Here is a 26129-nt window from a genome sequence, read left to right as displayed (position 1 = left end):
CTCCGGCAATCAGAATACCAGGGTCATGATCGACCTGGGGAGACTGGTCAGTGGTGCCGCTTTTCCGTCAATCCAGAGATAATAATCGGCTGCCTTTTCGGTTTCATTCATAACAACCACCACTGTTGACCCGTCGGGATTTTTAAACGCGGTGCTGATTAGCTGGCTGCGGCTGGGAGAGGCAATGATGCGCCTGGCTCCGGGATGGATAAATTTTGAAAAGTGGCCGATGTAATAATAAGAATTCGTGTAGATTACTTCGCCGGTGCCGGTAATCGCATGAACCGGGGCAAAGCAGAAGTTCCCGACATGATTGGGGCCTCCGGTTTCATCGAGCAGTATATTCCAGTCGGTCCAGCCCACGGTGCCGTTATTGAAATCATGGATCATTGACCTGCCGTACTCTTCGCCGAGCACCCAGGCTTCGTAACGATTGGCATCAAAGCTTTCGGCACAGCCTTCTGTAAACAACATGTGCTTATCCGGAAAAGCTTCCTGCACCCTGCGGATATTTTCGAACACCGGCACTCCCCCGCTCCAGTCCTCATACCAGTGGAAACCAATGCCCCAGGCATATTTATCCACATCCGGATCGCTGAAATAGGTTGAGGCGCGTTGATAGACCAGGTCGCGGTTATGGTCCCACATCACGATTTTTTTATCCCCCAATCCGGCTTTATGCATGGTCGGGCCGAGGTTGTATTTGAGGAAATCACGTTCTTCTTCAGCGGTAAAAATGCAGCTTTCCCACTTTTGGGTAGCCATGGGTTCATTCTGTATGGTAACACCCCAAACCGGGATACCTTCCTGCTCATAACTTTTGATGAACCTTACAAAATAATCAGCCCAGGCCTGGTAAAACTCCTTTTTAAGCTTACCTCCACGCAACATATTGTTGTTATCCTTCATCCAGGCCGGAGGGCTCCAGGGACTGGCATAAAAAGTAACCTCACCGCCGGCTTCCTGCATCGCAGCCTTAATCATCGGAATACGGTATTTTTTATCGTGGTCGATGGAGAAACTGTTCAGTTCTTTGTCGTTATCCTTTACATAAGTATAACTGTAACTTGAAAAATCGCAACTATGGATATTCGTGCGGATAAGTGAATACCCGATTCCCTTATCACGGCTGAAATAGGCGCTCAAAATCTCTTTCTGCCTGCTTTCGGGAAGCTTGTAGAAGGTTTCAGCGCTTGCATCCGTGATGGCTCCGCCTATACCGAGGAAGGTCTGAAAAGTCTTTTCCGGATCCACAAAAACGCAGATCTGGGTTTCGAGTGGCTGGCCAAAATCGGCAAATTCGCTGCTGCCCGTTGGGGTGAGGCGAAGATCGGTATCCATGGCGGTTGTGTAGATGCTGACCTTTCCCGGCAAGGATTTATCAGACTGGGCCTGAACCAGCAAATTGGCGAAGGCCAGCAGAAGGATTAAAGAAATAACTTTTTTCATGGTTATCCATTTTTTATAATTGATTTACTGATTTTTACAAGTTAGTGTACGTTTTACACAAACTAAACATTACAAAGATAATTATTTGATTGTATTGAATCAGAAAACGGCGCAAATTTATACTCCGGCAGAATCCAGGCATAAAAAAACCCGGAACAGGCCCGGGTTTTAAACGTATCAGGGGAAGAGCGGTTATTCTTCTTCTTTCTCCTGTTCTTCGTAAGCTTTGAGCAGTGCAGTCTGAACATCGCCGGGCACCATTGAGTACTCGGCAAATTTCAGGGAGTAGGTACCGCTGCCGCTGGTGAGCGAACTGAGGGCGGTGGAATAGCGGTTCATTTCTGCCAGGGGCACTTTAGCCTTCACGATCTGGTAGTTTCCTTCGCTGTCCATACCCATGATGATCGCACGACGGCCCTGCAGGTCGGTCATGATATCGCCCATGCGGTCGCCGGGAACCATTACTTCTACATCATAAATCGGCTCGAGAATCTTGGGACCTGCATTTTTAAAGGCTTCTTTGAATGCATTACGTCCGGCAAGTTTGAATGCAAGCTCGTTGGAATCAACCGGGTGCATTTTACCATCATAAATATTCACCACGATGTCACGGGCATAAGATCCGGTCAGCGGGCCTTCTTCAATTTTCTCCATAATTCCTTTCAGAATTGCCGGCATAAACCTGGCATCTATAGATCCGCCAACGATACAGTTGTTAAACACCAGTTTACCACCCCATGAAAGATCGTAAGTTTCTGTGCCGCGGATGGGGAATTCCGTCTGATTGGCCATCCCTTCACTCCAGGGCTGGATCAGCATATGCACTTCACCGAACTGTCCTGAACCCCCGGACTGCTTTTTGTGACGGTACATGGCTTTGGCCGGCTTGGTGATGGTTTCACGGTAAGGAATCTTTGGCGCGTAGTATTCAATCTGAATCTTTTCGATATTTTCCAGGTGCCATTTGGCGATGTTCAGATGAAGTTCCCCCTGACCGCGCATAATAATCTGCTTCAGTTCTTTTGAGTACTCCACTGTGATGGTGGGGTCAACTTTCTGCAGTTCGGTAAGCGCCGCGCCCAGTTTTTCGTCGTCAGAAGTATTTTTGGCTTTGATGGCCATGGTGATCTTGGGAGCAGGAAACTCAATCGGCTCAATTACGTCACCACTGGTCTTGGGACTGTTAAGCGTATGATTGGTGCGGACATTCTTCAGCTTAATGGCGGCAGCGATATCTCCGGCAACTACTTTCTCAAGTTTCTCACGTTTTTTACCGGCAACGGCAAACATCTGTGAAATGCGTTCCTTCGAACTGTTCACACCATTTACCATGTCCATGGCTTCGGTAATTTCGCCGGAGAAAACTTTGAAGAATGAAATTTCACCAAGGTGCTCTTCAACGGATGTTTTAAAAATAAGGGCAGATGCGGGATCGGCCGGGTTGAAATTAAGGGCCTTTCCCTCTTTGGTATTGCGGCCGGGCATTTCGTTGGGCGCCGGGATGTAACTTACGATGAAATCGAGCAGTGCATCCACCCCGTAATTGGGCTTGGCTGCAATACATAACACCGGAAACATTCCCCGGTTCATGATTCCCAGCTTCAGTCCTTTTGCCAGCTCTTCAGGGGTAAGTGTTCCGTTCTCAAAGAAGGATTCCATCAGGGCTTCATCATTCTCTGCAGCCGTTTCAATAAGGCTGTTCAGCATTTCTTCGGCCTTATCCTTCTGGTCGGCAGGAATATCAAGCACTTCAGCTTTACCGCCCGTGGCGGGATATTTGAACATTTTCTGCTGAAGTACATCTATGATGGCATTGAAGCTGTGTCCTTCGTTTACGGGATACTGAAACGGAGTAACGCTGGCGCCGAACTGCGTTTTCAGCTGACGCAGGCTCTCTTCAAAACTTGATTTCTCATGCTCAAGGTGATTTACAAGGAAAACAACCGGTGCATGAATGGCTTTGGTCTGCCTCCAGTTAATTTCAGTACCTACTTCAACACCGTTCTGCCCGTTGATAACCATGAATGCGGTATCAGCTACATGCAGGCCCGCAACAACTTCGCCGATAAAATCGTCAAAACCGGGTGCATCAATGATATTGATCTTATGGCCTTTATGTTCAGCATAAAGCACGGTTGATGAAACTGAGTTCTGACGTTCCAGCTCAATTTCACGATAATCCGATACTGTATTTTTATCTTCGATTGAACCGCGTCTGTTGATAACGCCGCACTCAAACAATATGGATTCCGACAAAGTAGTTTTACCGGTTTTGGCACCCCCGATGAGCACAATATTCCTTAATTCGTTTGTTTTGTAAACCTTCATGTTTTTAGCAAGTTATGATGATTAATCCGATTCTGAAAGGGCGACAAAGTTATAAAAATCTGCACAATAACAAAACGTTAACGTAAAATTGCCGGAACATACCGGCAGTTATGTACTCAGCATACCTTCTGTATCTGCAGATGCAACTGCCCGGAGCTTTCAGTCGAGCTCGATATCAAACTGAACCATCTCGGAAAAGATCCTGATCCTTTCGTTCAGCTCACCATTGCTGAGCGCCTGCAGTCCTTCCGTACCAAACTTCTCAACGGTGAAGGAAGCCATGGCGGAACCGAAGATAATGGCACGTTTCATATTTTCGAAGGAGATATCGCCGGTTTTAGCCAGGAAACCGATAAAGCCGCCGGCAAAGGTATCCCCGGCTCCTGTGGGATCAAAAACCTCTTCGAGCGGCAACGCCGGGGCAAAGAATACGCTGTCCTTGTTGAACAGCAGTGCGCCGTGCTCACCTTTCTTGATTACCAGGAATTTCGGCCCCAACCCGATGATTTTCCGTGCTGCCCTGATCAGGGAATACTCCCCCGAAAGCTGACGGGCCTCTTCATCGTTGATGGTAAGTACATCCACCATGCCGATCACCTCCATCAGATCATCCCATGCGGTGTTCATCCAGAAGTTCATGGTGTCCATAACGATCAGTTTCGGACGAACGGGCAGCTGTTCGATCACCCTTTTCTGAATCTGAGGCGTCAGGTTTCCCAGCATAAGAAAAGTACAATCTTTATATGACTCGGGCAGCACCGGATCAAAGTCGGCCAGCACGTTCAGTTCTGTCACCAGCGTATCGCGGGCATTCATGTCGTTGTGGTACCTGCCTGACCAGAAAAAGGTCTTTCCTTCGGGAATCACTTTGATGCCTGACGTATCAACTCCCTGGCGATTAAGCAGATCGATGTGCTCCTGCGGAAAGTCACCGCCGACCACTGAAACGATTTTGGTTTTAACTTCCAGTTTCCCGGCTGCAAGGCCGATAAATGTGGCGGCGCCTCCCAGTATCTTATCGGTCTTTCCGAACGGGGTTTCAATGGCATCAAAGGCAACGGTGCCTACAACAACAAGACTCATAATTAAGAAAAATGAAATAAATTTAACAGAAGTGAATTTCAAAAATGATTATTCCTTCCCGACCGGTGATTTGCCGGTTCGGGATTCCGGAGCCGGATGAGGAAGAAGCCCTCAGATAAGGAATTCCTTTTTCAGAAAATCCTCAAGTTTAAGCAGATCCTGGGTAAACTTACGGATCCCTTCGGCAAGTTTTTCGGTGGCCATGGCATCCTCATTCATCAGCCAGCGGAAAGTTTTCTCATCCGGAACAATTTTATCCAAAAGCATCTCCATCGCTTTCCCTGCATCCAGCCTGAGGCTTACTGCTTCGTGGGACGACTCCAGTTCATTCAGCAATGCAGGTGCAATTGTCAGCAGGTCACATCCTGCAAGGGCGATAATTTCTCCTTTGTTCCTGAAACTTGCACCCATTACCTCGGTAGCATAGCCAAACCTTTTATAGTAATTGAATATTTCGGTTACCGAAATAACACCGGGATCCTCCTCCGGGACCGCAGATGCAAATCCTTTCTCCTTTTTATACCAGTCAAGGATTCTGCCGACAAAAGGTGAAATCAGTTTTACCCCGGCCTCTGCACAGGCGATGGCCTGAATTTTTGAAAACAACAAGGTCAGGTTACAATGTATGCCCTCTTTTTCAAGCACCTCCGCTGCACGGATTCCTTCCCAGGTAGCTGCGATCTTTATTAAAATCCGTTCACGGCTGATCCCTGCCTGCTCATACAACCTGATCAGTTCACGCGCTTTTTCAATGGTTCTTTCGGTATCGAACGAAAGGCGGGCATCCACCTCGGTGCTTACCCTTCCGGGAACGATTTTCAGAATTTCGAGACCAAAGTACACTGCCACCCTGTCGAGACATAAGGAAAGCTGCAAAGCCGGATCACCGGAAAGCGACTTGGCGTCAGCCGCTGCCATGGCAGCCAGATGGCGGTATTTATCCTCACGTGCAGCCGCATAAATCAGCGACGGATTGGTAGTGGCATCCACCGGCCGGTAGGATTCTATGGATTCAAAATCGCCTGTATCGGCTACTACCCGGGTATATTGTTTCAGTTGTTCAAGGGCATTCATTCAATTGAATTTTAAGAATGCAAAGATAAGAAGATTGGCCTGACCATAAAACGTTCAGGCAAAAGTAAGTACCATGAATATTCCGGACCACCTTTTGGCCTGCCGGTCATAAACAGGCTGGAAATACCCGGCCGAGCTGCTGAAACACACCTGCCTGCCAGCAAATTTCACCCCAAAATGCTACGTTTTGCCCCTGTATATCATAAAATATCCCATAAACCTGATCCAAATCCCTTTTAATTGCGGGGCAGCAGAGGCTGATGTTCCTTTGCAGGGCAATACTCAATAATGGTTCACTATACAGAAACATATCAAACCCTGAAATCTTTGCTCAAAGCAGGAAATCAGATTCAGCATATACCGGGCTCAGATGCTTGTTTTCAGTCATTTGAATTTACTTCTGACGTACCCGGCAAAGCATATCCTGCCATCAGAACAGAACCGAACGGATTATGCAATATTAATTCCGACGACAGCTTGATCGCTGAAAATGCTAGGTTTACCTATCCTGTATTTATTCCGGAATCAAACAAAGGCAACAGGGCAGTAATTCTCCTGCACGGGCTGAATGAGCGGAGCTGGGTCAAGTACTATCCGTGGGCAGAAAGGCTGGCCAGGGGCCTGGAGCGACCGGTGATCCTTTTCCCCATCTCATTCCACATAAACCGTTCACCGGCCGAATGGAGCAATCCCAGGCTGATGTCGTCCCTGCTGCCACAGACCCGTCTGCGCAACCGGCGCAACCAATCTTCCACTTTCGTGAACCTTGCCCTCAGCCTGAGACTTAGCAGGCAGCCCCTGCGATTTTTTACTTCAGGCAGACAGAGTGCACTGGACCTGGAGAAACTGATCAGTTCAATTCAATCAGGCAATCATCCCCTTTTTGCAAAAGGAACCGGCATTGATTTTTTTGCGTATTCAATCGGCGCATTTCTTGCGCAGATTATGATACTGGCTTATGGAGAAACATTTCTGAAGGATACCCGCCTGATGATGTTCTGCGGTGGAGCTCCGTTTAACCGCATGAACGGGGTTTCAAAGCTGATCATGGATGAGGAGGCCTTCTCCGGACTGAGGTTTTTCTACCTCAGGCAATTTGAAAAGGAGCTTAACAGCACAGACTCCCCCCTCTCACAGATCAAAGAAAACCAGGCAACAAAAGCTTTCAATGCCATGATCGATGCCGGGCGCCTGAGCCAATGGCGTAATGACCGCTTTGAAAAAATGCATTCACGGATCAGCACGATCGCACTCAAGAAAGACAGGGTGATACCACCGGCAGGAATATCGGAAATGATGCTATCCGGGAACATGAAAACCATGGATTTCCCGTTTGAATATACCCATGAAAATCCCTTTCCGCTATCGGAGGAAAAAACAGGCGTCAATCAATGCTTTGAAAAGGTTTTCGCCGAAGCTGCGGCATTTCTCAGATAAGGAACACGACTGCCGGCATGGACATTAAACTTCCACCCATGCCTGAATCTCTTCAAGCTTTAAGGCCGGTATATCCAGTTTCAACTTTTTACGCAGTCCGCCGAGGTCGTTCAGTAGTTTGTTGGGGTTGGCCGCTTTCAGGTCAGCAACAGTCTTAAATCCATATTTCCGGAGTGCAGGGACCCATGCAGCCGGAACGCCCGCTTCAATAAAAGCCTCATCGGTATCCCCGGCGGGAATAACCTTTTTCTCGGGGCGCATCTGGGGAAAAAACAGAACATCCTGAATCGAGGGCTGGTTGGTCATAAACATGGTCAGCCTGTCAATCCCGATACCCATCCCTGAGCAGGTAGGCATCCCATATTCAAGGGCACGCACAAAGTCCATATCAATAAACATGGCTTCGTCGTCGCCTTTCTGCGATAGTTTCAGCTGCTCCTGGAAGCGATCCAGCTGATCGACGGGATCATTCAGCTCTGAATAAGCGTTGCACAACTCTTTACCGTTGACAAAAAGCTCAAAACGTTCGGTGAGTTCAGGATTTGTCCGGTGACGCTTGCACAGGGGCGACATCTCAATGGGGTAATCCATAATGAATGTAGGCTGTACCAGATGTTCCTCACACTTTTCCCCGAAAATGGCATCAATCAGCTTTCCTTTACCCATGGCCGGCGTGGTCTCGATATTCAGGGTCCGGCATATCTGCCTCAGTTCATCTTCAGTTTTACCGGTGATATCCACACCTGCATACTCCTTTATGGCATCGGTCATGGTGAGCCTGCGGAAAGGACGTTTGAAATCGATTTCTCTCTCCCCGACCAGGACGCTGGTCTTCCCGTGAAGGCTCAGGGCAACCTGCTCCAGCATCTCCTCGGTAAAATCCATCATCCAGAAGTAATCCTTGTAGGCCACATAAATTTCGAGCACGGTAAACTCAGGATTGTGCGTGCGGTCCATGCCCTCGTTGCGGAAGTCTTTCGCAAATTCATAAACCCCGTCAAAACCGCCGACTATTAGTTTCTTAAGATACAGTTCGTTGGCAATACGCAGGTAAAGTGGCATATCCAGCGCATTATGGTGAGTGATGAAAGGCCGGGCAGCAGCGCCTCCGGGGATAGGTTGAAGAATGGGCGTTTCCACCTCCAGGTATCCCTTACCGTTGAAAAATGAGCGCATGGTATTGATGATCCGGCTGCGCTTAACAAAAATATCACGTACCTCCGGATTCACAATCAGGTCAACGTAACGCTGACGGTACCGGGCTTCCGGATCGCTGAAAGCATCGAATACCTGGTCGTCCTTTTCCTTTACCACCGGCAGCACCCGCAGCGACTTGCTGAGCAGCTTCAGCGACTTCACATGAATGGAGATCTCGCCCATCTGCGTAATAAATACAAAGCCGGTTACCCCGATGATATCGCCGATATCGAGCAGCCGTTTGAAAACGGTATTGTATAGGGTCTTGTCCTCGCCTTCGCAGATTTCATCGCGCTTGATGTAAAGCTGAATGCGCCCGCTTGCGTCCTGCAGGTCCACAAATGAAGCGGCGCCCATGATGCGCCGGGTCATGATGCGACCTGCGATGCTTATATCCTGATAAAGGGTATTGTCACCGGGGAAATTTTTAAGAATTTCAGCAGTGGAAATATTTACATTGAACGCTTCGGCCGGATAGGGATTGATGCCAAGTTTTCCGAGTTCTTTTAGCGATTCTCTCCGGATTGCTTCCTGTTCGCTGAGTTCCTGATACATACGTGAAAATTTTTGCAAAGATAGCGTTTTTTGTTTCGTAAAAAATGGTGTCAGTATCCTCAGGCGGCGGCGAATCGGGTATATCCTTATCTGATGTGCTGGAAATAATATATCGGCTTTGGCAATTAAAAGAAGCCACCAAAACACTAAAGCACAAAAACACACAAAAGAAATATTATCTGAGTTTTGAAAACCTGAAAAACTGAATAGCTGATTGTAATTGTTGCATTGCGTTATAAAAAAGCGGACCCGGCGTATAAGTAAAAGCATTTATGATTTGCTTCAATCATAAAATAAAGCAACGAAGAAAGGATGAAAATAAATCACATTGTCAGGCTAAAATTTCAATAGCAAATATCAATCCTGCTTAAAGCATGGATAATGATTGAATTTTCTCTTTGAGAATTGGGTTATCAGTGAGATAAATGCAACAGTAAATTCAGATTTAACATAATGTTTTACACGACATTACACCAACTTAAAGTGGACTTGATCTGAACGGCATTAGTTTTGAGATTATTTGCCCAAGTATGCTCAAGTAAGTCATCAGATTTTTTACAAGTATTCAGCATCTCTTTTCTTACAATAATTTGGTGTTCTTCTGAGTCCCGATGGCGATCGGGATCGTGCTTCTGTGGCAAAAAAAATAATCACACATCATTTAATGAACTACCCGGCGAATCAGGTGATGGACGAAAACGGTTCAGCAGGCCGGGCGGCCTGACTCCGGATTAAAACAAGTTGTGCTACGCCCCGCTGAATGTAAAGAAATAGTCCTGTTATATTCCGTATAAATTCCTGATTTTCTCAATCAGCACGCGGGCCATCTTTTCGTTGGATTCATGCGTCCATCCTGCAATGTGCGGCGAAAGTATCACTTTATCGCTTTTGATCAGCCGCCTGAAATCTTCAGGCAGACCTGCTGAATCCAGGTTTTCGAATGAAAGCTTTTCATATTCCAGGACATCAAGTGCCGCTCCGGCAACCTTACCGGAATCAATGGCATCCATCAGTGCGGCAGTATTTATGCATTGTCCGCGGGCGGTGTTGATCACAATCAGCGGCCTGACAAATGAATCCAAATATGTTTTATTGACCATCTGCCGGGTTTCACCGGTTAGCGGCACATGCAGGCTAAGGATGTCAGTGGTGGCAAATACCTCTTCCATGGTCACTTCCCTGACAAACTGATTGCTAAAATTCTTTTTATATTTGTCGTAAGCGATGACCCTAGCGCCAAAACCGCTTAGTTTTTCAGCAAAAGCGCTCCCCATATTTCCGTAGCCGATGATGGCCACGGTTTTTCCCTGGATTTCCGTTCCCCGGTTGCCTTCGCGGATCCACAGGCCATTTCTTACCTCGAGGTTCACCCTGCAGAGGTGATTCAACAGTGCAAGCAACATGCCGGCAGCATGTTCACCCACCGCATCGCGGTTGCCCTCCGGGGCGTTCAGGCAGGCAATCCCTTTCGAAAGCGCATAATCCCCGTCGATATTCTCCATGCCTGCTCCTACCCTGGCTATAAACCGCAGGTTACCTGCCTGCTCAAGAACCTCCCTGTCTAACCGGATCTTGCTGCGGATTATTACCCCTTCGAAACCGGACAACATGTCAAGAATTTCCTGCCGGCTGTTGCCACCGTAATGTGCACATTGAAATCCCAGCCTTTCAAGTTCCTGCCCCAGCAAGGGATGGGTGGTATCGATAAATAAAACCCTTTTCTCCATAACGTTGCTCAGATGCTGCAAAGGTACTACTCTGCCGTGAATTCACCATTTTAACACAAATTAACCTTCTTTTGACCGAAAATAATCGTTTTTACATTGAAAAACAGGGGCTTTTCGGGCGAATGTCGTATTTTTGCCAGGCGAAGTAAGGAACAACCAAATCGTTTATTTCGCTGATATTGAATTACATAATACCCCTTTTTGATTACTTTACCGCATGTGGAATTTCCTTGTCCGATTTATTCTCCGTAACCGCCTGGGTAACCTGATTGCCATCATCCTGATTACGGCTTTCATGGGTTATAAGGCCATCAATGTGCATCTTTCCTATGAAATGGCCCAGATGTTGCCCGACACCGACACCACCACCGTAGTTTACCAGAAATTTAAGGAAACATTCGGGCAGGATGGAGCGGTTTTATTTATCGGAATCAAAGACGAGAAATTGTTTACCCTCGAAGAATTCAACGATTGGTACGATCTTACCGAACGCCTCCGCAAAGTCGACGGGGTGCAGGAAGTCTTGTCGATAGGAAAATTATATACACTGGAAAAGAACGATTCCACAAGAAAATTTGATTTTAAACCTGTTTTTCAGCAAAAACCTCAGACACAGGCAGAGCTTGACAGTCTGAGAACCTTAATTTTTAATCTTCCGTTCTATGATGGACTGATCATCAACAAGGAAACCAACGCCACCCTGATGATGCTCACCCTCGACAAAGAAAGGCTGAACAACAAAAGCAGGATCAGCCTGGTCCGTGACATTGAGGATGAGGTAGCGGTATTCAGCAGCAAGCATGATATTCAGGTTCACTTTTCGGGGATGCCATATATCCGCACCAAAACCATGAAAATGGTTCAGCGGGAATTGCTGATGTTTACCCTTTTGTCGCTGCTGATCGCGTCCCTGGTGCTGTTTTTATTCTTCAGGTCATTCAAAGCGGTGCTATTTCCGATGCTCATCGTTCTCATCAGTGTAGTATGGTCGATGGGCACCCTTGGTATACTCGGCTACGAGATCACCATCCTCACAGGGATAATTCCGCCGCTGCTGATCATTATCGGGGTAGAAAACTGTATTTTCCTGCTCAACAAATATCATCACGAGTTCAGGGGGCATGGCAACAAAGTGAAGGCACTTTCCAGGGTTGTGGTCAGAACGGGCAATGCGACATTCCTGACCAATCTTACCACAGCTACCGGCTTTGCCGCCTTTATCATTACCGGCAATAAACTGCTGGTTGAATTTGGGGTGGTCGCCGCCATCAATATCATGGTGGTCTTTGTGCTTTCCATCTTTCTGATTCCCATCCTTTACAGCTATCTCGCCCCGCCGCAACTCAGACATATCAAGCACCTTGACAACAAATACACCACTTCCCTGATCGAAAAAGTGGTTTTTCTGGTTCAAAACCACCGCCGGGCAATTTACCTGACGTCTATAGCCGGTGTGATCCTGGCTGTTTTTGGTATTTCCAGACTGAAAACTACCGGAAATGTCGTGGATGATATTCCTCACGGCCACCCTATGTATGTTGACCTGCTGTTCTTCGAAGAAGAATTCAAAGGCATACTGCCGTTTGAAATTGCCATCGACACAAGGAAACCCAGGGGGGTGATGCAAATGTCAACCATTCAAAAAATCAGCGAATTACAGGACTCCCTTGCCAAATATCCAGAGTTTGCGAAACCCCTTTCGGTGGCCGAGCTGGTAAAATACTCGAAACAGGCATTTTATAACGGCGATCCGGGAATGTACAGCATTCCGAACAGCCAGGAGCGCAATTTCATCATGCAGTATCTGCCATCGATGAAGGCCGGGAAGCGCACCATCCTCAATTCATTTGTTGATACCACCCTGAGCAAGACCCGCATCAGCGTGCAAATGGCCAACATCGGCACCCGCGATATCCAGCGCATTAAGGATGATCTTCAACCAAGCATTGACTCAATCTTCGACCCGGATAAATACACCGTTGAACTGACAGGCACAAGCATTGTCTTTCTGAAAGGAACGGATTATCTTGTAAACAACCTATTAACCAGCCTGATACTGGCCGTTATTGCAATCGGAATATTGCTTGGACTGCTTTTCACCTCTTTCAAAATGGTTGCGGTATCTATGGTCCCCAACCTGCTTCCCCAGTTGATGACTGCCGCGCTGATGGGGTTCCTGGCCATTTCCATCAAGCCTTCCACCATTCTGATTTTCAGCATTGCACTGGGAATCTCGGTGGATAATGCGATCCATTTTCTGTCAAGATACCGCCTGGCACTCAAACACAATAACTGGGATATCCGGCTATCGGTATTTTCGGCGCTTCGTGAAACCGGCTTCAGTATGGTTTACTCATCCATTGTTTTGTTTCTCGGATTTGCCGTTTTCACCATTTCAACCTTTGGCGGTACCCAGTCAATGGGCTTTCTTATATCCTTCACCCTGTTGGTTGCATTGTTTTCAAACCTTTTGCTGCTGCCTTCTCTGTTGCTTTCGCTCGACCAGTGGTTGACTACCCGCAAATTTGAAGAGCCCCTTATTGAGCTTTTCGAAGAGAATGAGGAAACGGAAGTAAACGGTGATGATCTCCCTGCAGAGGAAAGAAAAGAAGTAGAAGAAATTGCATTGACCGATAAGTAAAATATCAGACGAATATGAAAGGCATCATACTGGCCGGCGGCTCAGGCACACGGCTTCACCCCCTCACACTGGCAGTCAGCAAGCAGCTAATGCCGGTTTACGACAAGCCCATGATCTATTATCCGCTGTCGGTACTGATGATGGCTGGTATCAATGAAATACTTATTATTTCAACGCCCCACGACCTTCCCAACTTCGAAAAGTTGCTGGGCGACGGACGTTCACTGGGCTGCAGCTTCAGTTATGCCGTTCAGCACGAGCCAAACGGCCTGGCCCAGGCTTTTGTGATCGGGGCGCCATTTATCGGTAAAGACGATGCGGCGCTGATCCTGGGGGATAATATTTTCTACAGCTCCGGATTGCAGAACCTGCTTAACGAGTGCCGGCAACCCGAAGGAGGCATTGTATTCGCCTACCATGTGGCAGATCCTGAGCGGTACGGCGTTGTTGAATTCGACGCCTCGGGAACTGCCGTTTCCATTGAGGAGAAGCCAAAGAAACCCCGGTCGAATTACGCGGTACCCGGGCTTTACTTTTACGACAACAGTGTTGTTGAAGTAGCCGCGGGCATCAGACCAGGTGCCAGGGGTGAATATGAAATTACCGATGTTAACCGGTACTATCTGGAACAAGGCAGACTCAGGGTAAAAGTGATGAGCCGCGGCACTGCCTGGCTCGATACGGGCACCTTCAGTTCACTGCTTCAGGCTTCACAGTTTGTGGAAGTGATAGAAACCCGGCAGGGGCTCAAAATCGGTTGCATTGAGGAAGTGGCCTACAGGATGGGTTACATCAACAGAAGCCAGTTACAGGCAATCGCCCAGCCATTGCTGAAAAGCGGATATGGCGATTACCTGATGAGGATTCCCTGAACAAAATCACGAATACAAATCACTTTATTAATGCATCCGATAGAACATTTACAAGCCAAAATTGCCGCCTCGCTCAGCAACCTCCCCATTTACCGGGAGCCGGCCGGATTGTATGAGCCCATCTCCTATACCCTGCAGCAGGGAGGCAAGCGAATTCGTCCGCTCCTTACGCTGATTGCCACTCAGATGTTTGGCGGCAATCCCGACAAAGCGCTTCCGGCTGCAACCGCCATTGAGATTTTCCATAATTTCACCCTGCTGCACGATGATATCATCGATCAGGCGCCCCTTCGCCGCGGACGGGATACCGTTTACAAAAAATGGAACATCAACACAGCCATTCTGTCGGGCGATACCATGTTTGCGGTAGCTTACGGACAACTGGCCGGATCTGATCCGCAGCAGCTGCCCCAGCTGATGCAGGTCTTCACCAAAACGGCCATTGAAGTTTGCGAAGGCCAGCAATATGATATCGACTTTGAAAATTCAGGGGATGTTACCATTGACGCATACCTGAATATGATCCGGCTTAAGACAGCTGTTCTTCTGGCAGCCAGCCTTAAGATCGGCGCCCTGATCGGAGGAGCCGCCCATCAGGATGCAGAAGCCATCTACCGTTTCGGTGAAAATATGGGTATCGCATTTCAACTTCAGGATGACCTGCTCGATGCTTTCGGCGATGAAGCCGTATTCGGCAAAAAGACCGGGGGGGATATTATAGCCAATAAGAAAACCTACCTCTACCTGAAAGCCCTTGAGTGCAGCAGCCCGGAGAATGCTTCAGCGTTAAGAAAATGGTTCTGCACCAGAGACAGCGAGCCTCAGGTAAAAATAGCTGCGGTTCTTGATCTTTTCAATAAGGCAGGAGTAAAGCAACATGCAGAAAACCTGATTCAGGATTACATAAAGGAAGCGATGTCCCATCTTGATGCCATCAGGCTTGTCGAAAAAGCCAGGGCGCCTCTGCTCGAACTGCTCTCAGGAATGCTCAAACGGAATCATTGAAGCTGTTCAGGAGCCGGCATTCTTAAAATTATCCAACTCACTGTGAAGTGCTTCCCAATCGTCCATTGCTGATACCAGCTTGTTTTTCAGCGATTCGTATCTCTCATAAATTGTCCCGTCAGCCAGTACTTCAACATGGTTTTCAGGGGAAGCAAGTTTCTGATCAATGGAGGCAATCTCCGATTCAAGCTGGTGAATTTCCTGTTCAACCTTTTCGATACGGCCGGTAATCTTCCTCAGTTCCTTTTCCTGCTGACGCTTTTTTTCGTAATTGATCTTATTCAGCGATACTTCTTCGGATTGTCCGGCAGCAGCAGCCTTTGCCGCCATTCCCAGCTGATCAAGCGTGGCAATCCGTCTTTTCTCCAGAAAATCATAGATATCGCCGATATGCTGTTTCACTTTCCCATCCCTGAATTCAAATACTTTTTGCGTTAGCCCCTGTAAGAAGTCACGATCATGCGAAACCACGATGAGCGTGCCATCAAACATCAGCAATGCATTCTTCAGGATGTCCTTGGATATCATATCCAGGTGATTCGTCGGCTCATCGAGGATCAGCAGGTTAACCGGCGATAATAACAGTTTTGCAAGTGCAAGCCTTGATTTCTCTCCGCCCGAAAGCACTTTCACCTTTTTCTCGATGTCTTCGCCGGAAAACAGGAAGCTGCCAAGTATATTCCTGACCTTTGGCCTGATGTCGCCGACAGCCACATCGTCAATAGTCTGAAAAACTGTCCGTTCCTGATCAAGCAGATCGGCCTGATTCTGGGCATAGTACCCGATCTTCACATTATGGCCGATGCTGCATTCCCCGTTATGGTCCAGTCCTTCGGCAAGTATTTTGGCGAGGGTGGTTTTACCCTCTCCGTTGCGTCCTACAAATGCAACAAAATCATTCCGCTCGATGGCGAAATCCACATCACTGAATACCCTGTGATGGCCATAAAACTTTGCCAGAGATACCGCCTCCACAACCACTTTGCCCGAAGGCGGGGCCGGAGGAAAACGAAAATGGATGGCGCTTTTATCCATATCATCCACTTCCACCCTTTCTATCTTGTCGAGCAACTTCATTTTTGACTGCACCTGCCTGGCCTTGGTGGCCTTATAACGGAACCTTTCGATAAAGCGTTCGATATCCGCAAGCTGGCGTTGCTGATTTGAATAAGCCGCCTGCTGCTGTTCACGCATGCTTTCGCGCAACTCAACATAACCGGAATAGGAGGTTTTAAAATCATAAATCCTGCCCATCGAAATTTCTATTGTCCGGTTGGTAACATTATCAAGGAAAGCCCGGTCGTGCGATACCACAATAACGGCGCCGCTGAAAGATTTAAGGTACTCTTCCAGCCATTGAATAGATTCAATATCGAGATGATTGGTAGGCTCATCGAGCAGCAGCAATCCGGGGCGGCGCAGCAGCAGTTTGGCCAGCTCCACCCTCATCCGCCATCCCCCGCTGAATTCAGCAAGCCTGCGGTTGAAGTCAGCAGGCCTGAAGCCCAGTCCCAGCAGGATTTTCTCCGTTTCGCCTTCCATTTCATGCCCGCCCAGTAAGCGGAAACGCTCTTCATTTTCGTGCAGGCGATTGATCAGGTGCAGATATGAATCAGCATCATAATCAGTTCTTTCTGCAATTTCAATGCTGATTTGCTCACTTTCTGCCTTCAGCTTCAAAACTGCATCAAAAGCGTTCAGCGCTTCTTCAAAAATCGTTCCTGCCCCGGTAGTCACAATCTCCTGAGGCAAATATCCGATCTGAAGATCGTTGGGTTTTGTAACGGTGCCGCCTTCCGGCTGCTGCTCCCCGTTGATGATCCGCAGGAGTGTGGTTTTACCGGCGCCATTCTTCCCGACCAGACCGGCCCTGTCCCTTTCCGTGATCAGGAAGGTAACATTGTCGAACAGGTAACGCCCTGTGAAGTAAACTGAAAGGTTATTGATTGAAAGCATGAGAAGCGTAATTGGGGCAAAGTTACCTAAATCCCACTAATGCGGCACCAGAACTAAACGGTTTAAAAACTATTATAACAGAAAAGGGCCCCTTGCGGAGCCCTTTTCAACAGATTCGATTAAACGATTAGTGGGTAACAACCACTTTCCTGGTAAAGCTTTCGCCCTTTGTATTCACAAATTTAACCAGGTAAGCGCCTGCTTCGTAGTTGCGTACATTCAGCACAACAGTTTTGTCCTTGGTAATCACGCGCTCATAAACAACTTCGCCGAGATAGTTGTAAACAACCATATGACTGATGTCGTTGGTAAGCTCGATGTTTACCAGGTTATTTGACGGGTTCGGGTAAATGCTTACCAGCTGGTTGTCAACAACCGGAACATTGGTGAGCAATACACAGGCAACCTCTGACATCGGGGACTCACAATCTTCGTACACTGCAGTAACATTGTAGCAGTATTCAAATCCGATTGTGAGGGCTTCATCAGCGTCAATGTAAGTGGTTTCAGCCGTTGAACCGATCATAACACCATCGCGGTAGATGTTGTAACCAACAAGTTCGCGATTTCCGCTTACTTCAACAGGAAGTGCGGCGCCGGGCAGTGCAGGCAGATTACCGCGCTCGATCTGTGATACCGGACCGTAAACGGTAGGATCGCTGATCGGCTGCAGTGCAGCTGTTACGCCATCGAGGGTTTCAACATATCCCTGGAGGTTCCAGTTGTAGTTCAGACCATAGGCAGTTGCCATGGATTCCCAAACCGAACCGTCGAGTGACAGCATGTCGCCAAAGCCTGCTACGGCAGGACCGGCATCGCAACCGGCTACGTAAACACCGTCGGGATGGGTTACTGCATAACCAAACCACAGTTCGGTAGCACCGGTGACAGGTACAGGAGTATTAAGTACAAACTCATTCCACTCGCCGCCAACATAAGTTGCAATCGGCTGGGTAAGAACAAGGGTACTTGCATTGGCTCCGGTCCATACCTTCAGTGCGATGGTTCCACCAGCTGAGTAGGGGAACATCCGGATCTTGGTCAGGCTGGTTCCTGCATATTGTGCAAGCTGGGTAGGAGTAAACCTTACGGCAACATTGAACGTTCCACCACCGGTAAGACCGATGGCATCATTGTTCACGCCGTTATCCCAGAAGAGCCATCCTGAAGGACCAGGGCCACTGCCTGAAGGAGCAACCCAGTTGAGAACAACCTGCTCAACATAAGGCAGGTTTACATCAGCTGTCAGCTCGGTAGGAGCGGCACATTCGCGGTAGATGTGAACATTGTCGATCATCCAGTTGAAGAGGTCAAGCGTATTCAGTCCCTTGGCATTGAAACGGACACGGAATACCTTGTTCTTTGCCTGGCTGGTGATGTCAATATGCTTCATCTCCCAATCCATATCGCCTTCAGCGGTGTAAGTGGCAACGGTAATCCATGAACTGCCGTTGAACACTTCAACCTGCAGGCTTTCTTCACCGGTTGCATTTACATCGTCAAGTTTCATGTCAAAATCAAGGAAAATTGATCCATCGATGAAACCTGTTCCATTGATCCAGAAGCTCGAGAGTGAGAGACCATAATCAGCCTGAGGAGGATTATAAGTAAACTCAGCACTGGGTGCGGGATTACCAACCTGGCCGGCAATTCTCCAGTTTTCTCCGTCAGTTGTCCACTGGTTGGTTTCGAACAGACCGGTGTTGAAATTTTCAACAAACGGCAGCTCATAGCCATAGACCACGCTGACTTCGATGGGTCCTTCAATCATGGATTCTCCGGTCTGACCGGCAAAACCGTAAGGGGTGAGGTCATAAACAGCGGTAATATGGTAGCTGTATGTTCCCGGGTCAAGGTTCAGATCGAAATATTCCGTCTGCGGATGTTCAACATATACCCTCAGTACATCGTCGCGATACAGGTTGTATCCAAGCAGGTTGGAAGGAATGCTTCCACCGCCTGAGCCACCGCCGGTGCCGTTGATGATGAATGGTAAGCCCTGAGGTCCTACGTCAACAAGTGCAGCCCATGAACCGGTGTACTGAAGAGCATTTCCGGTTGTAGTCTCACCATTAATGGTTACTGCAGGCACCCATGGTCCGCTCGAAAGCGAGCCGGTGGTCTGCCATTCAACCCAATAGGTTCCGGGTGAAAGGGCAAGTCCGGGAGTTTCGGCAACAATACGCATTACCGGACGATCGGTAGATCCGCCGGGGCCGTTGTCGTTGCGGTAGATATTCGACCACTCGGTGCTGATCATGCGGTTGGTAACCAGGTCGCCCCAGATTACTGTACCACCGGCATTGGGAGCGCCATCGTAAACACGGCAGAATACCCCGGTAAATGTACTTGATGTACTTGAACCAGTCTGATAACCGAAGAACTCAATGTTCTGGATATTCCAGTTTCCGGTAACCTCAAAGTCATCGGCAACGCTGTTGCCGGCACTCTGCTGCATACCGAATCCGTAAGTACCCATACCAAGTCCGGTCTGGAGGATGCTTTCATCAGCTCCGCCTGAACCGGTGCCTGGGCTGTTAACCAGTGGCCCGTTATCATAGAGAACGTTCCTGTTGGAAGCAAGCGGCACATTGGTCTGCGGGAAGGTACGCGGGGTCAGTACTGCAACAACATCAGCAGCAGGCTGAGTCTCTGTTGCCGCAACGCGATCCTGGTTATCACCCAAACCTGTTGGTGAAGTAGGAGGCAGCCAGGTAAGGTGAGCGTAGTCGGTCATCGGCGGGCTCATGCCTTCGAGGCTGTCGGGAGGATAAAGATAAGCCGAACGGAAGAGGTAGGTATCCAGTTCTGAATAGCCTGAACTGTAGAGTGCAGCAACACCGGCGAGGTATTCCTGACCGAAGTTCAGGTTGGTATAGGTATAGGTTTGCTCAGGGGTATTGTCAACGAGGGTTCCGTCGAGGAATACGCCGTATCCCTGGAGGGGAACACCGCCCGAAGCAATCTGTACATCATCAACAGCCCAGCCTGATGCCCATGCGCCATTATCATCGGCATGGAATGCAAGCCACACACTGTTCAAGCCACTGGCACCTGAGAACTGTGCAAGGTCAATCTCAATATCCTGCCATGCACCGGGAGCAGCAACCATTGAACTGATTACTGTCCATGTAGTACCGGCATCTGTACTGATCTCAACATATGCACTCTGTCCATAAGAACCATCATAGTAGCTGGCGAAGTTCAGACGGTAAGTCGGAAGATCGGTCCAGTTCATTTCGGGAGTGATCAGGTAATCGCAGCATCCGTTTCCGTTTTCAGCATCATCGTTGCTTACGGCATACGTAGTGTGCGGAGGAATTGCAAATGCAGAACTACTTCCGTTGGTAGTTGCATACCACCCGGTAGTGCTCTGGGTCAGCGCTTGCCATCCTGCCGGAGGGAATACACCTTCCTCGAAGTCACTTGCAGCTGCAATTGCGAGCGGCTCATCCCAGGTAGCAACAAGGGTAAGGTCGTCTACATAAAGGTTGCGCGGTTTGTATTTCTTCTCGAGGAGGAGAATATCAAACGTACGGTTCGAGGTGATGTTGGGAGTAATTACATAATCGTCGAAACCAACCTTGGCTGCGAAGAGGGTGTAATTGCCTTTCCATACATTTTCAAATACCACGGTACCATCTTCAGGTACAGTTGCAGTGTACACTTCGTAAGGATAATCCAAACCGGTGAGGCTCACAACAGCACCTGCAGGGCTTCCGCCGGTGGTAAGGCTTACATTACAGGTAACGGTAACCAGTTTCTTATGGCCTACGATGTTGGAGTAAGCTTTTTCTGATTCTCCGCCATTGGTGTAATTGGTGGCTACTGCATAGGCATACCATCCCTCGGGCAGCGGACCGTAAGCGATATCGGTATAATTGGTGTTGGCAACAGTACCGCTGAGCAGGGTAAGGGTTCCGGCTTCAGGACCAGCATTCGGGTCGAAACCGCTCACGCGCCATACCTTGTAGCTGGTAACGCCACGTTCTGAATCCTGGATAGCCAAGTACTGTCCTTCACCTTCAACACCTGATTGTGCAATCGGGGCTGACTGTGAAATCAGGGCGCGCTGTTTAACCGGAGTCCTGACTTCGCTTGAAGCGCCGCGGGCTACATCGGTTGCAACAGGTCCGCTGACGAAAGCACGGATCATCATATCCTGGAACGGAGAAAGTGCCCAGTTACCACCGGCGCTCACGTTGCGTGAGTAGCTGCGGTAAAGGGTCGGAAGAGTCTGGTCGATACCCACCGGAGCACAGTTGGGCGAAGTTGCGCCCTGAACCATGCCAAGGTAGAAACTACCTTCGGTAATGGTTGCGCTGAGACCTGAGAAATCAACCCATCCGAGGTTGTTAACCGTTACTTCGATAGAATCAAGAACGGTTCCCGGGAGTCCGTTTGCACCGTCATCATCAATAACAACTGCGCCAAAGGTGGTTCCGAGGAATCCTGTGTTGTTGTTGGGGAAGCTGCCATCACCTACATAGATACGGCCACCGTAAATGGTTGCGGGATATCCGGCAGGGGTGAATTTCACAGCGTTCATGTTGCCGGGCAGTGCCCATGCAGCATAGTTTTCAGCTGTACCGTCATCGTACAGTACTTCGTAGTTGGGCTCGGGGAGACCCCAGGTAACTTCTACCTGTGTGTCAGCCTCGTTAACTACTGCATGTACAAGTGTAGGAGGATAGAATTCCTCTTCAAGTTCTGCATCAACTACGGTGGTATTGGTTTCGGTAACTACAACGCCTGTCACAAATTCGGTGGTGAAACCGGTTTTTGAGAATGACATATCATAGGTGCCGGCATCCACGATCATGGAATACTCACCTTCTTCGGTGGTAGTGGCTGAATACATACCGGCAGTTACAACGGCACCGTGGATGGGCGAACCATCAACAGCGCTGGTAACGGTACCGGCGATCATACCCGGGTTGTAAACAACCATGGTGGCGGGGATCATCACGATCTCGTTGGCCAGGTCATTGGTGTTAAGCTCAAGCTCAACATTGTGTGTTCCAACCGGATAATTTTCATCATCTGAAGTAAAGGTGGCAACCACGTCAACAAATTCGCCGGGGGCAACCTGTCCCTGTGCGGGAACAACCGATGTGATGAAAGTAGGAACGGGCACACCAATCCACACAGCCAGACCATCATGCAGATAAGCACTATTGTAATTAATATTGGTTGCAATGGTTCCTGCACTGTTTTCAATACCAACAGTTGCACTGGAAATATCAAAACCTCCTACAATGGTGTTGTAATACATCATGATGTTACCGTTCTGATGCAGATGTACCTGAGCGGTAATTCTGCCGGCTGATGATGAGGGATACTCATTGTAGTTGGTAAACTGGATTACCCAGTAATCGCCCATGTTCTGATAGTAAACGGCAGAAGCGGGGCCAGCACCGTGAAGGTCATCCCAGCACCATGCAATCAGGTTATTGGGGGTGCTTGTGCTCGGAATATTCTGATTTGAAAGTGAACTTGAAGTGCTTCCGAAAATCAGGTAACCGTTTGAGCTGATGTTCACCTGCGAGTAAGTGTTTTCGTAGAACGGGAATGAGAATCCAATGTTGTAGGGTCCTACAACATTGTCATCTGACAGTCCGGTAACCAGGGTTCCGGTAGCAGAAATATCATTCCATACGAAAGCGGGTCCGCCGGCTTCGTCGCTGTCGATCCACATGTAACCGAATTCATCGGGACCACCTGCACCACGGAGGTTGCGGTTGCCCATGCCGTCGGTAGGATCAACTTCGCCCTTTTCAACCGCAACGGGCTCAACCATGGAGCGTACGTTGGGGGTGAAGTCAGGAGAATTTACCAGCTGACGTGCAGCATACTCGGGGAATGAGAAAGCAAGGGTGCCTTCACCGGTATTTGATACGCGGAAAGTAACGCCTTCGCTGGTATTGGGATACTGCTCATTGTAAAGAGAAGCCGGGTTCAGCACCAGCACAGGATTGGCCCACTCGATGGTAACCGGTCCTGCAGGCGCAGAGTTGCCTTCATCAAATACAGCCTGAACGGTGTATGAATATACGCCGTAGGCGGGCAGGGTTTCGGTGAAGGTTGTATTGTTGGTTACACCAACCTGTGCTCCGTCGCGTTTTACCACGAAATAGAGGAAACCGCGGTCTCCGCCGTATGACCAGTTCAGGGTAACAACACCATCAACAGGGTTGGTAAGGTTAGCTGTAAGGTCAAAAGGAACATTCAGCGGGGTGCCTGCAACGGTCATGGTAACCGGAACTACTACCGTTCCGACATTGGGATTCGATGAAGTAAAGGTCACCTCGGCTGTTTTCACGGTACCTGCTGCAAGTCCGCTGGCATTGAAAGCCATGGGAACATTGAAGTTGGTATAGGCCGGAATGGTTCCATTGGTCTGTCCAACGGTCAGCCATGTGTTGGGGCCTGGTGAAGTGTATGAAACACTTGCATTCCATGTAAGCACGCCGTCGCCGTTGTTGGCAATGTTGATGGCGCCGTCAACCATTTCGTTGGGGTTTACAGCAACACTGTAAGGATTAGGAGTAACGGCCATGGAAGGACGCAACATGGTTACGTTCTGGTAGGTGGTTGTTTCTGGTTCAACAAAAACAGTCATTACCGTGGTATTGTAGCCAGCGATACTTGCCGTGAGGGTAAAGTTACCTGCCGGAATCAGCGCTAACTGATAAGCTCCGTTGGCAGCACTTGTGGTGGTATAAGTATTAATGGTATTGTCGATTTCAATCTCAACACCAGCCATGGGGATACCAAATCCATTGGTAACAAAACCTTCAAGCGTTCCGATACCCAGTGAGGTTCCGAACGACCAGATGGCATTACCGGTAGCCTGACCGGTTCCGTTATAAGGAACAACCTGCCAGAAATATTCGGTAGCATATTCCAGATCGGGATCGGGATCGTAGCTGAGGACGTTTCCTACATCAACGCCATTGGCGATGTTGGTAGGAGGATTGTCGGTACCCAGGTATACAAGGTATCCTGAAGGAGCGCCACCGCCAACACCCGGAGCCCAGTTAAGGGTAAGGGAAACGGGAACACCAAGGGCGCCGTTGCCGGGTGAGCTGTAAATTGCAGCCACCGGAGCGGGGATGGTGAAAGAATAAGTAAGCCCAGCCGGAGGGAATACGGTGCTGGTCAGGGTCATGGTAACGTTATTGGCGGTACCAGCCGTTGTTGCTGTCCAGTCGGTAGTAGTAGTACGGTTGGTATAATCGGTATTTGCCGAGCCCCTGAGACCAACCTGCGGATGAGTCGGAGAGGTATTAGCAGTACCAGTGATGGGACCGTATACGAAATCAATCTGATTGGTGGTTTCGTAAAGTTTTACCTGGAAGTTCAGCACTTCGTCAGCATAACTGGTTCCCCAACGTTTTACGTTTTTCCACTGAACCGTGGTAACCCTGTCGGGGGCCACTCCACTGGTTTCAACCATAATCTCACCGAGGCCGGAGATGCTCTGCAGGTCGCGTCCAAGGATGGAAGCAACCATTGTAGCAACGGTGCTGGATGAAATCGGTGCATAACCCATAGTGGTTGTGCTTGTCGGGTCAAACTTAATGTACCCGTTGGGATTTACATTCATGGTGGTAAAATCCACTCCATTTGCATTGAATGTAAAGCCAATAGCCACATTGGTAATCATAACGTCGTCAAAAGAGCCGGTAGCCAATACAGTACCACCCGTGATCTCGGTATAGGTACCCGAGGTCTGGGTGAACAGCATGTTTGCTACCTGCGCCTGTGAAACTCCTGCTGCAAAAAGCATCAGGAAAAACAGCGTAATTAGCTTTCTCATTTTGTTTGTTTTACTTGTTTAATTAAACTTAAAGTGAATTGATGATTATTTATTCCATTCCTCCGTGAAGAGGAGTTTGAAATACAATTAAAAAATCATGCTTCTCTTTTTTTTGTGTGCCTCCTTTCTGTCAGACTGACAATTTTAATTGATCAATTATTGTTTACTGGTTAACATTTCAAAGAAAAAACCCTTGGAGATAATTATCCCGGAGGGGTGACTTTATGGTATTAATAATCTTTAGCTATTCATCAACCTCCCGCTAAGTGGCAGGTCTGAGGACCGGATAAACAAACCAGAAAATTCATGCGCAATGAAGCGAACCGGGAATCCGGAAAGGATGCAAACCGCAATTCCGGAAGGGTATTGCTTACCGGCTTCCGGATGAGGTACAGCAGAAGGAAAAATGGTCATTCTGTTAGCCAAGTTTCTCAGTTTATTACAGATAATCCAACATCAGAGATCAATAGAAATTCCCGATTTTGTTCCGTACAGAAAATCTTTGTTCAATCTCAATTCCACGCTGACAATTAAAAGCCCTTAGATCTGACCTGCACTAAAACACAATATATCAATATGCTGACAGGCACTAACCTTTATAAAGGTACTTTTAGTTAAAGACAACCGAAACCGGTTTTACCCCTATTCCGTTCGTCACTTTTTTTCAATAATTCTGTTATTTTCCCGCAAATAATTCCGGAAACCACTATTTATGGTAAATCCGGGCAAAAGTAATACCGGAAATGCTGATTTTCGGACGGGACAAACCTCTTCCGGTGATCAGATTCCGGGTCCGGGCAGCCTGTAAGGAATAGTATAGCGTGAAAAGGTTGGTAGCAAGGTAAGAGTTTTGCGGGTGGCTGCCTTTTCCAGACGCAAATATAGTAATTTATGCCAATACAGAACATCCGTTATTGAAATTTAGCTGTGGCTTTAAAATAATGAATATCTGGCTCATTATAAGGCACTTGGCCTACACAAAA

The 26129-nt window shown here is 48.3% G+C and carries 12 protein-coding genes; 4 read left to right on the top strand and 8 right to left on the bottom strand.

Annotation, left to right across the window (positions count from 1 at the left end; translation table 11 throughout):
• Positions 1-9: 9 nt before the first annotated feature.
• The 4 genes from TBC1_RS01875 to tal all read right to left on the bottom strand — a co-directional run bounded on the left by TBC1_RS01875 (position 10) and on the right by tal (position 5934).
• Entirely contained in the window at positions 10-1449 is a 1440-nt protein-coding gene (locus TBC1_RS01875; protein WP_062037691.1) for a glycoside hydrolase family 30 protein, read from the bottom strand.
• A 192-nt stretch (positions 1450-1641) separates the two neighbouring features.
• Positions 1642-3777: an elongation factor G gene (locus tag TBC1_RS01870; protein WP_062037689.1), complete on the bottom strand. Its 2136-nt coding sequence runs from the start codon at positions 3775-3777 to the stop codon at positions 1642-1644.
• Between the two features lie 159 nt (positions 3778-3936).
• Entirely contained in the window at positions 3937-4860 is a 924-nt protein-coding gene (locus TBC1_RS01865) for a PfkB family carbohydrate kinase (protein ID WP_062037686.1), read from the bottom strand.
• Between the two features lie 111 nt (positions 4861-4971).
• Positions 4972-5934 carry a transaldolase gene (tal, locus tag TBC1_RS01860; RefSeq protein ID WP_062037683.1) on the bottom strand — a complete coding sequence of 321 codons (963 nt, stop codon included), beginning with the start codon at positions 5932-5934 and terminating at the stop codon, positions 4972-4974.
• 288 nt (positions 5935-6222) lie between these two features.
• Here tal and TBC1_RS01855 point away from each other — a divergent pair, with 288 nt between their 5' ends.
• Complete coding sequence (locus tag TBC1_RS01855) at positions 6223-7371, top strand: DUF6051 family protein (RefSeq protein ID WP_062037680.1); 1149 nt, start codon at positions 6223-6225, stop codon at positions 7369-7371.
• Between the two features lie 24 nt (positions 7372-7395).
• On the opposite strand, the gene lysS is transcribed toward TBC1_RS01855, so the two are convergent.
• The gene (gene lysS / locus TBC1_RS01850; RefSeq protein ID WP_062037677.1) at positions 7396-9123 is read right to left on the bottom strand and encodes a lysine--tRNA ligase; all 1728 of its coding nucleotides are present in this window, start codon (positions 9121-9123) and stop codon (positions 7396-7398) included.
• Positions 9124-9902: 779 nt separating this feature from the next.
• Entirely contained in the window at positions 9903-10850 is a 948-nt protein-coding gene (locus TBC1_RS01845) for an NAD(P)-dependent oxidoreductase (RefSeq protein ID WP_062042651.1), read from the bottom strand.
• Positions 10851-11067: 217 nt separating this feature from the next.
• Here TBC1_RS01845 and TBC1_RS01840 point away from each other — a divergent pair, with 217 nt between their 5' ends.
• From TBC1_RS01840 to TBC1_RS01830, 3 genes are read left to right on the top strand one after another with little or no spacing between them, the layout of a single operon-like run.
• On the top strand, positions 11068-13491 hold the full coding sequence (locus TBC1_RS01840) for an efflux RND transporter permease subunit (protein ID WP_062037674.1): 2424 nt from the start codon (positions 11068-11070) through the stop codon (positions 13489-13491).
• A gap of 14 nt (positions 13492-13505) precedes the next feature.
• Positions 13506-14363, top strand: a complete 858-nt coding sequence (rfbA, locus tag TBC1_RS01835) for a glucose-1-phosphate thymidylyltransferase RfbA (RefSeq protein WP_062037671.1) — start codon at positions 13506-13508, stop codon at positions 14361-14363.
• 30 nt (positions 14364-14393) lie between these two features.
• Entirely contained in the window at positions 14394-15368 is a 975-nt protein-coding gene (locus TBC1_RS01830; RefSeq protein WP_062037669.1) for a polyprenyl synthetase family protein, read from the top strand.
• A 6-nt stretch (positions 15369-15374) separates the two neighbouring features.
• Here TBC1_RS01830 and TBC1_RS01825 read toward each other — a convergent pair whose 3' ends face one another.
• Both TBC1_RS01825 and TBC1_RS01820 read right to left on the bottom strand, forming a co-directional pair.
• The gene (locus tag TBC1_RS01825; protein ID WP_062037666.1) at positions 15375-17324 is read right to left on the bottom strand and encodes an ABC-F family ATP-binding cassette domain-containing protein; all 1950 of its coding nucleotides are present in this window, start codon (positions 17322-17324) and stop codon (positions 15375-15377) included.
• Between the two features lie 127 nt (positions 17325-17451).
• A complete protein-coding gene (locus TBC1_RS01820) occupies positions 17452-25146 on the bottom strand; it encodes a carboxypeptidase regulatory-like domain-containing protein (protein ID WP_062037663.1) in 7695 nt (2564 codons plus the stop codon).
• Positions 25147-26129 lie beyond the last annotated feature (983 nt).

It is taken from the genome of Lentimicrobium saccharophilum (assembly GCF_001192835.1).
In the GTDB taxonomy this organism is placed as follows: Bacteria; Bacteroidota; Bacteroidia; order Bacteroidales; family Lentimicrobiaceae; genus Lentimicrobium; species Lentimicrobium saccharophilum.
This window is presented reverse-complemented; position numbering and strand designations above follow the sequence as displayed.

Excerpts from the sequence above, each read along its gene's own strand:
- TBC1_RS01875 (WP_062037691.1), bottom strand. The coding sequence starts at position 1,449 with ATGAAAAAAGTTATTTCTTTAATCCTTCTGCTGGCCTTCGCCAATTTG.
- TBC1_RS01870 (WP_062037689.1), bottom strand. The coding sequence starts at position 3,777 with ATGAAGGTTTACAAAACAAACGAATTAAGGAATATTGTGCTCATCGGG.
- TBC1_RS01865 (WP_062037686.1), bottom strand. The coding sequence starts at position 4,860 with ATGAGTCTTGTTGTTGTAGGCACCGTTGCCTTTGATGCCATTGAAACC.
- tal (WP_062037683.1), bottom strand. The coding sequence starts at position 5,934 with ATGAATGCCCTTGAACAACTGAAACAATATACCCGGGTAGTAGCCGAT.
- TBC1_RS01855 (WP_062037680.1), top strand. The coding sequence starts at position 6,223 with ATGGTTCACTATACAGAAACATATCAAACCCTGAAATCTTTGCTCAAA.
- lysS (WP_062037677.1), bottom strand. The coding sequence starts at position 9,123 with ATGTATCAGGAACTCAGCGAACAGGAAGCAATCCGGAGAGAATCGCTA.
- TBC1_RS01845 (WP_062042651.1), bottom strand. The coding sequence starts at position 10,850 with ATGGAGAAAAGGGTTTTATTTATCGATACCACCCATCCCTTGCTGGGG.
- TBC1_RS01840 (WP_062037674.1), top strand. The coding sequence starts at position 11,068 with ATGTGGAATTTCCTTGTCCGATTTATTCTCCGTAACCGCCTGGGTAAC.
- rfbA (WP_062037671.1), top strand. The coding sequence starts at position 13,506 with ATGAAAGGCATCATACTGGCCGGCGGCTCAGGCACACGGCTTCACCCC.
- TBC1_RS01830 (WP_062037669.1), top strand. The coding sequence starts at position 14,394 with ATGCATCCGATAGAACATTTACAAGCCAAAATTGCCGCCTCGCTCAGC.
- TBC1_RS01825 (WP_062037666.1), bottom strand. The coding sequence starts at position 17,324 with ATGCTTTCAATCAATAACCTTTCAGTTTACTTCACAGGGCGTTACCTG.
- TBC1_RS01820 (WP_062037663.1), bottom strand. The coding sequence starts at position 25,146 with ATGAGAAAGCTAATTACGCTGTTTTTCCTGATGCTTTTTGCAGCAGGA.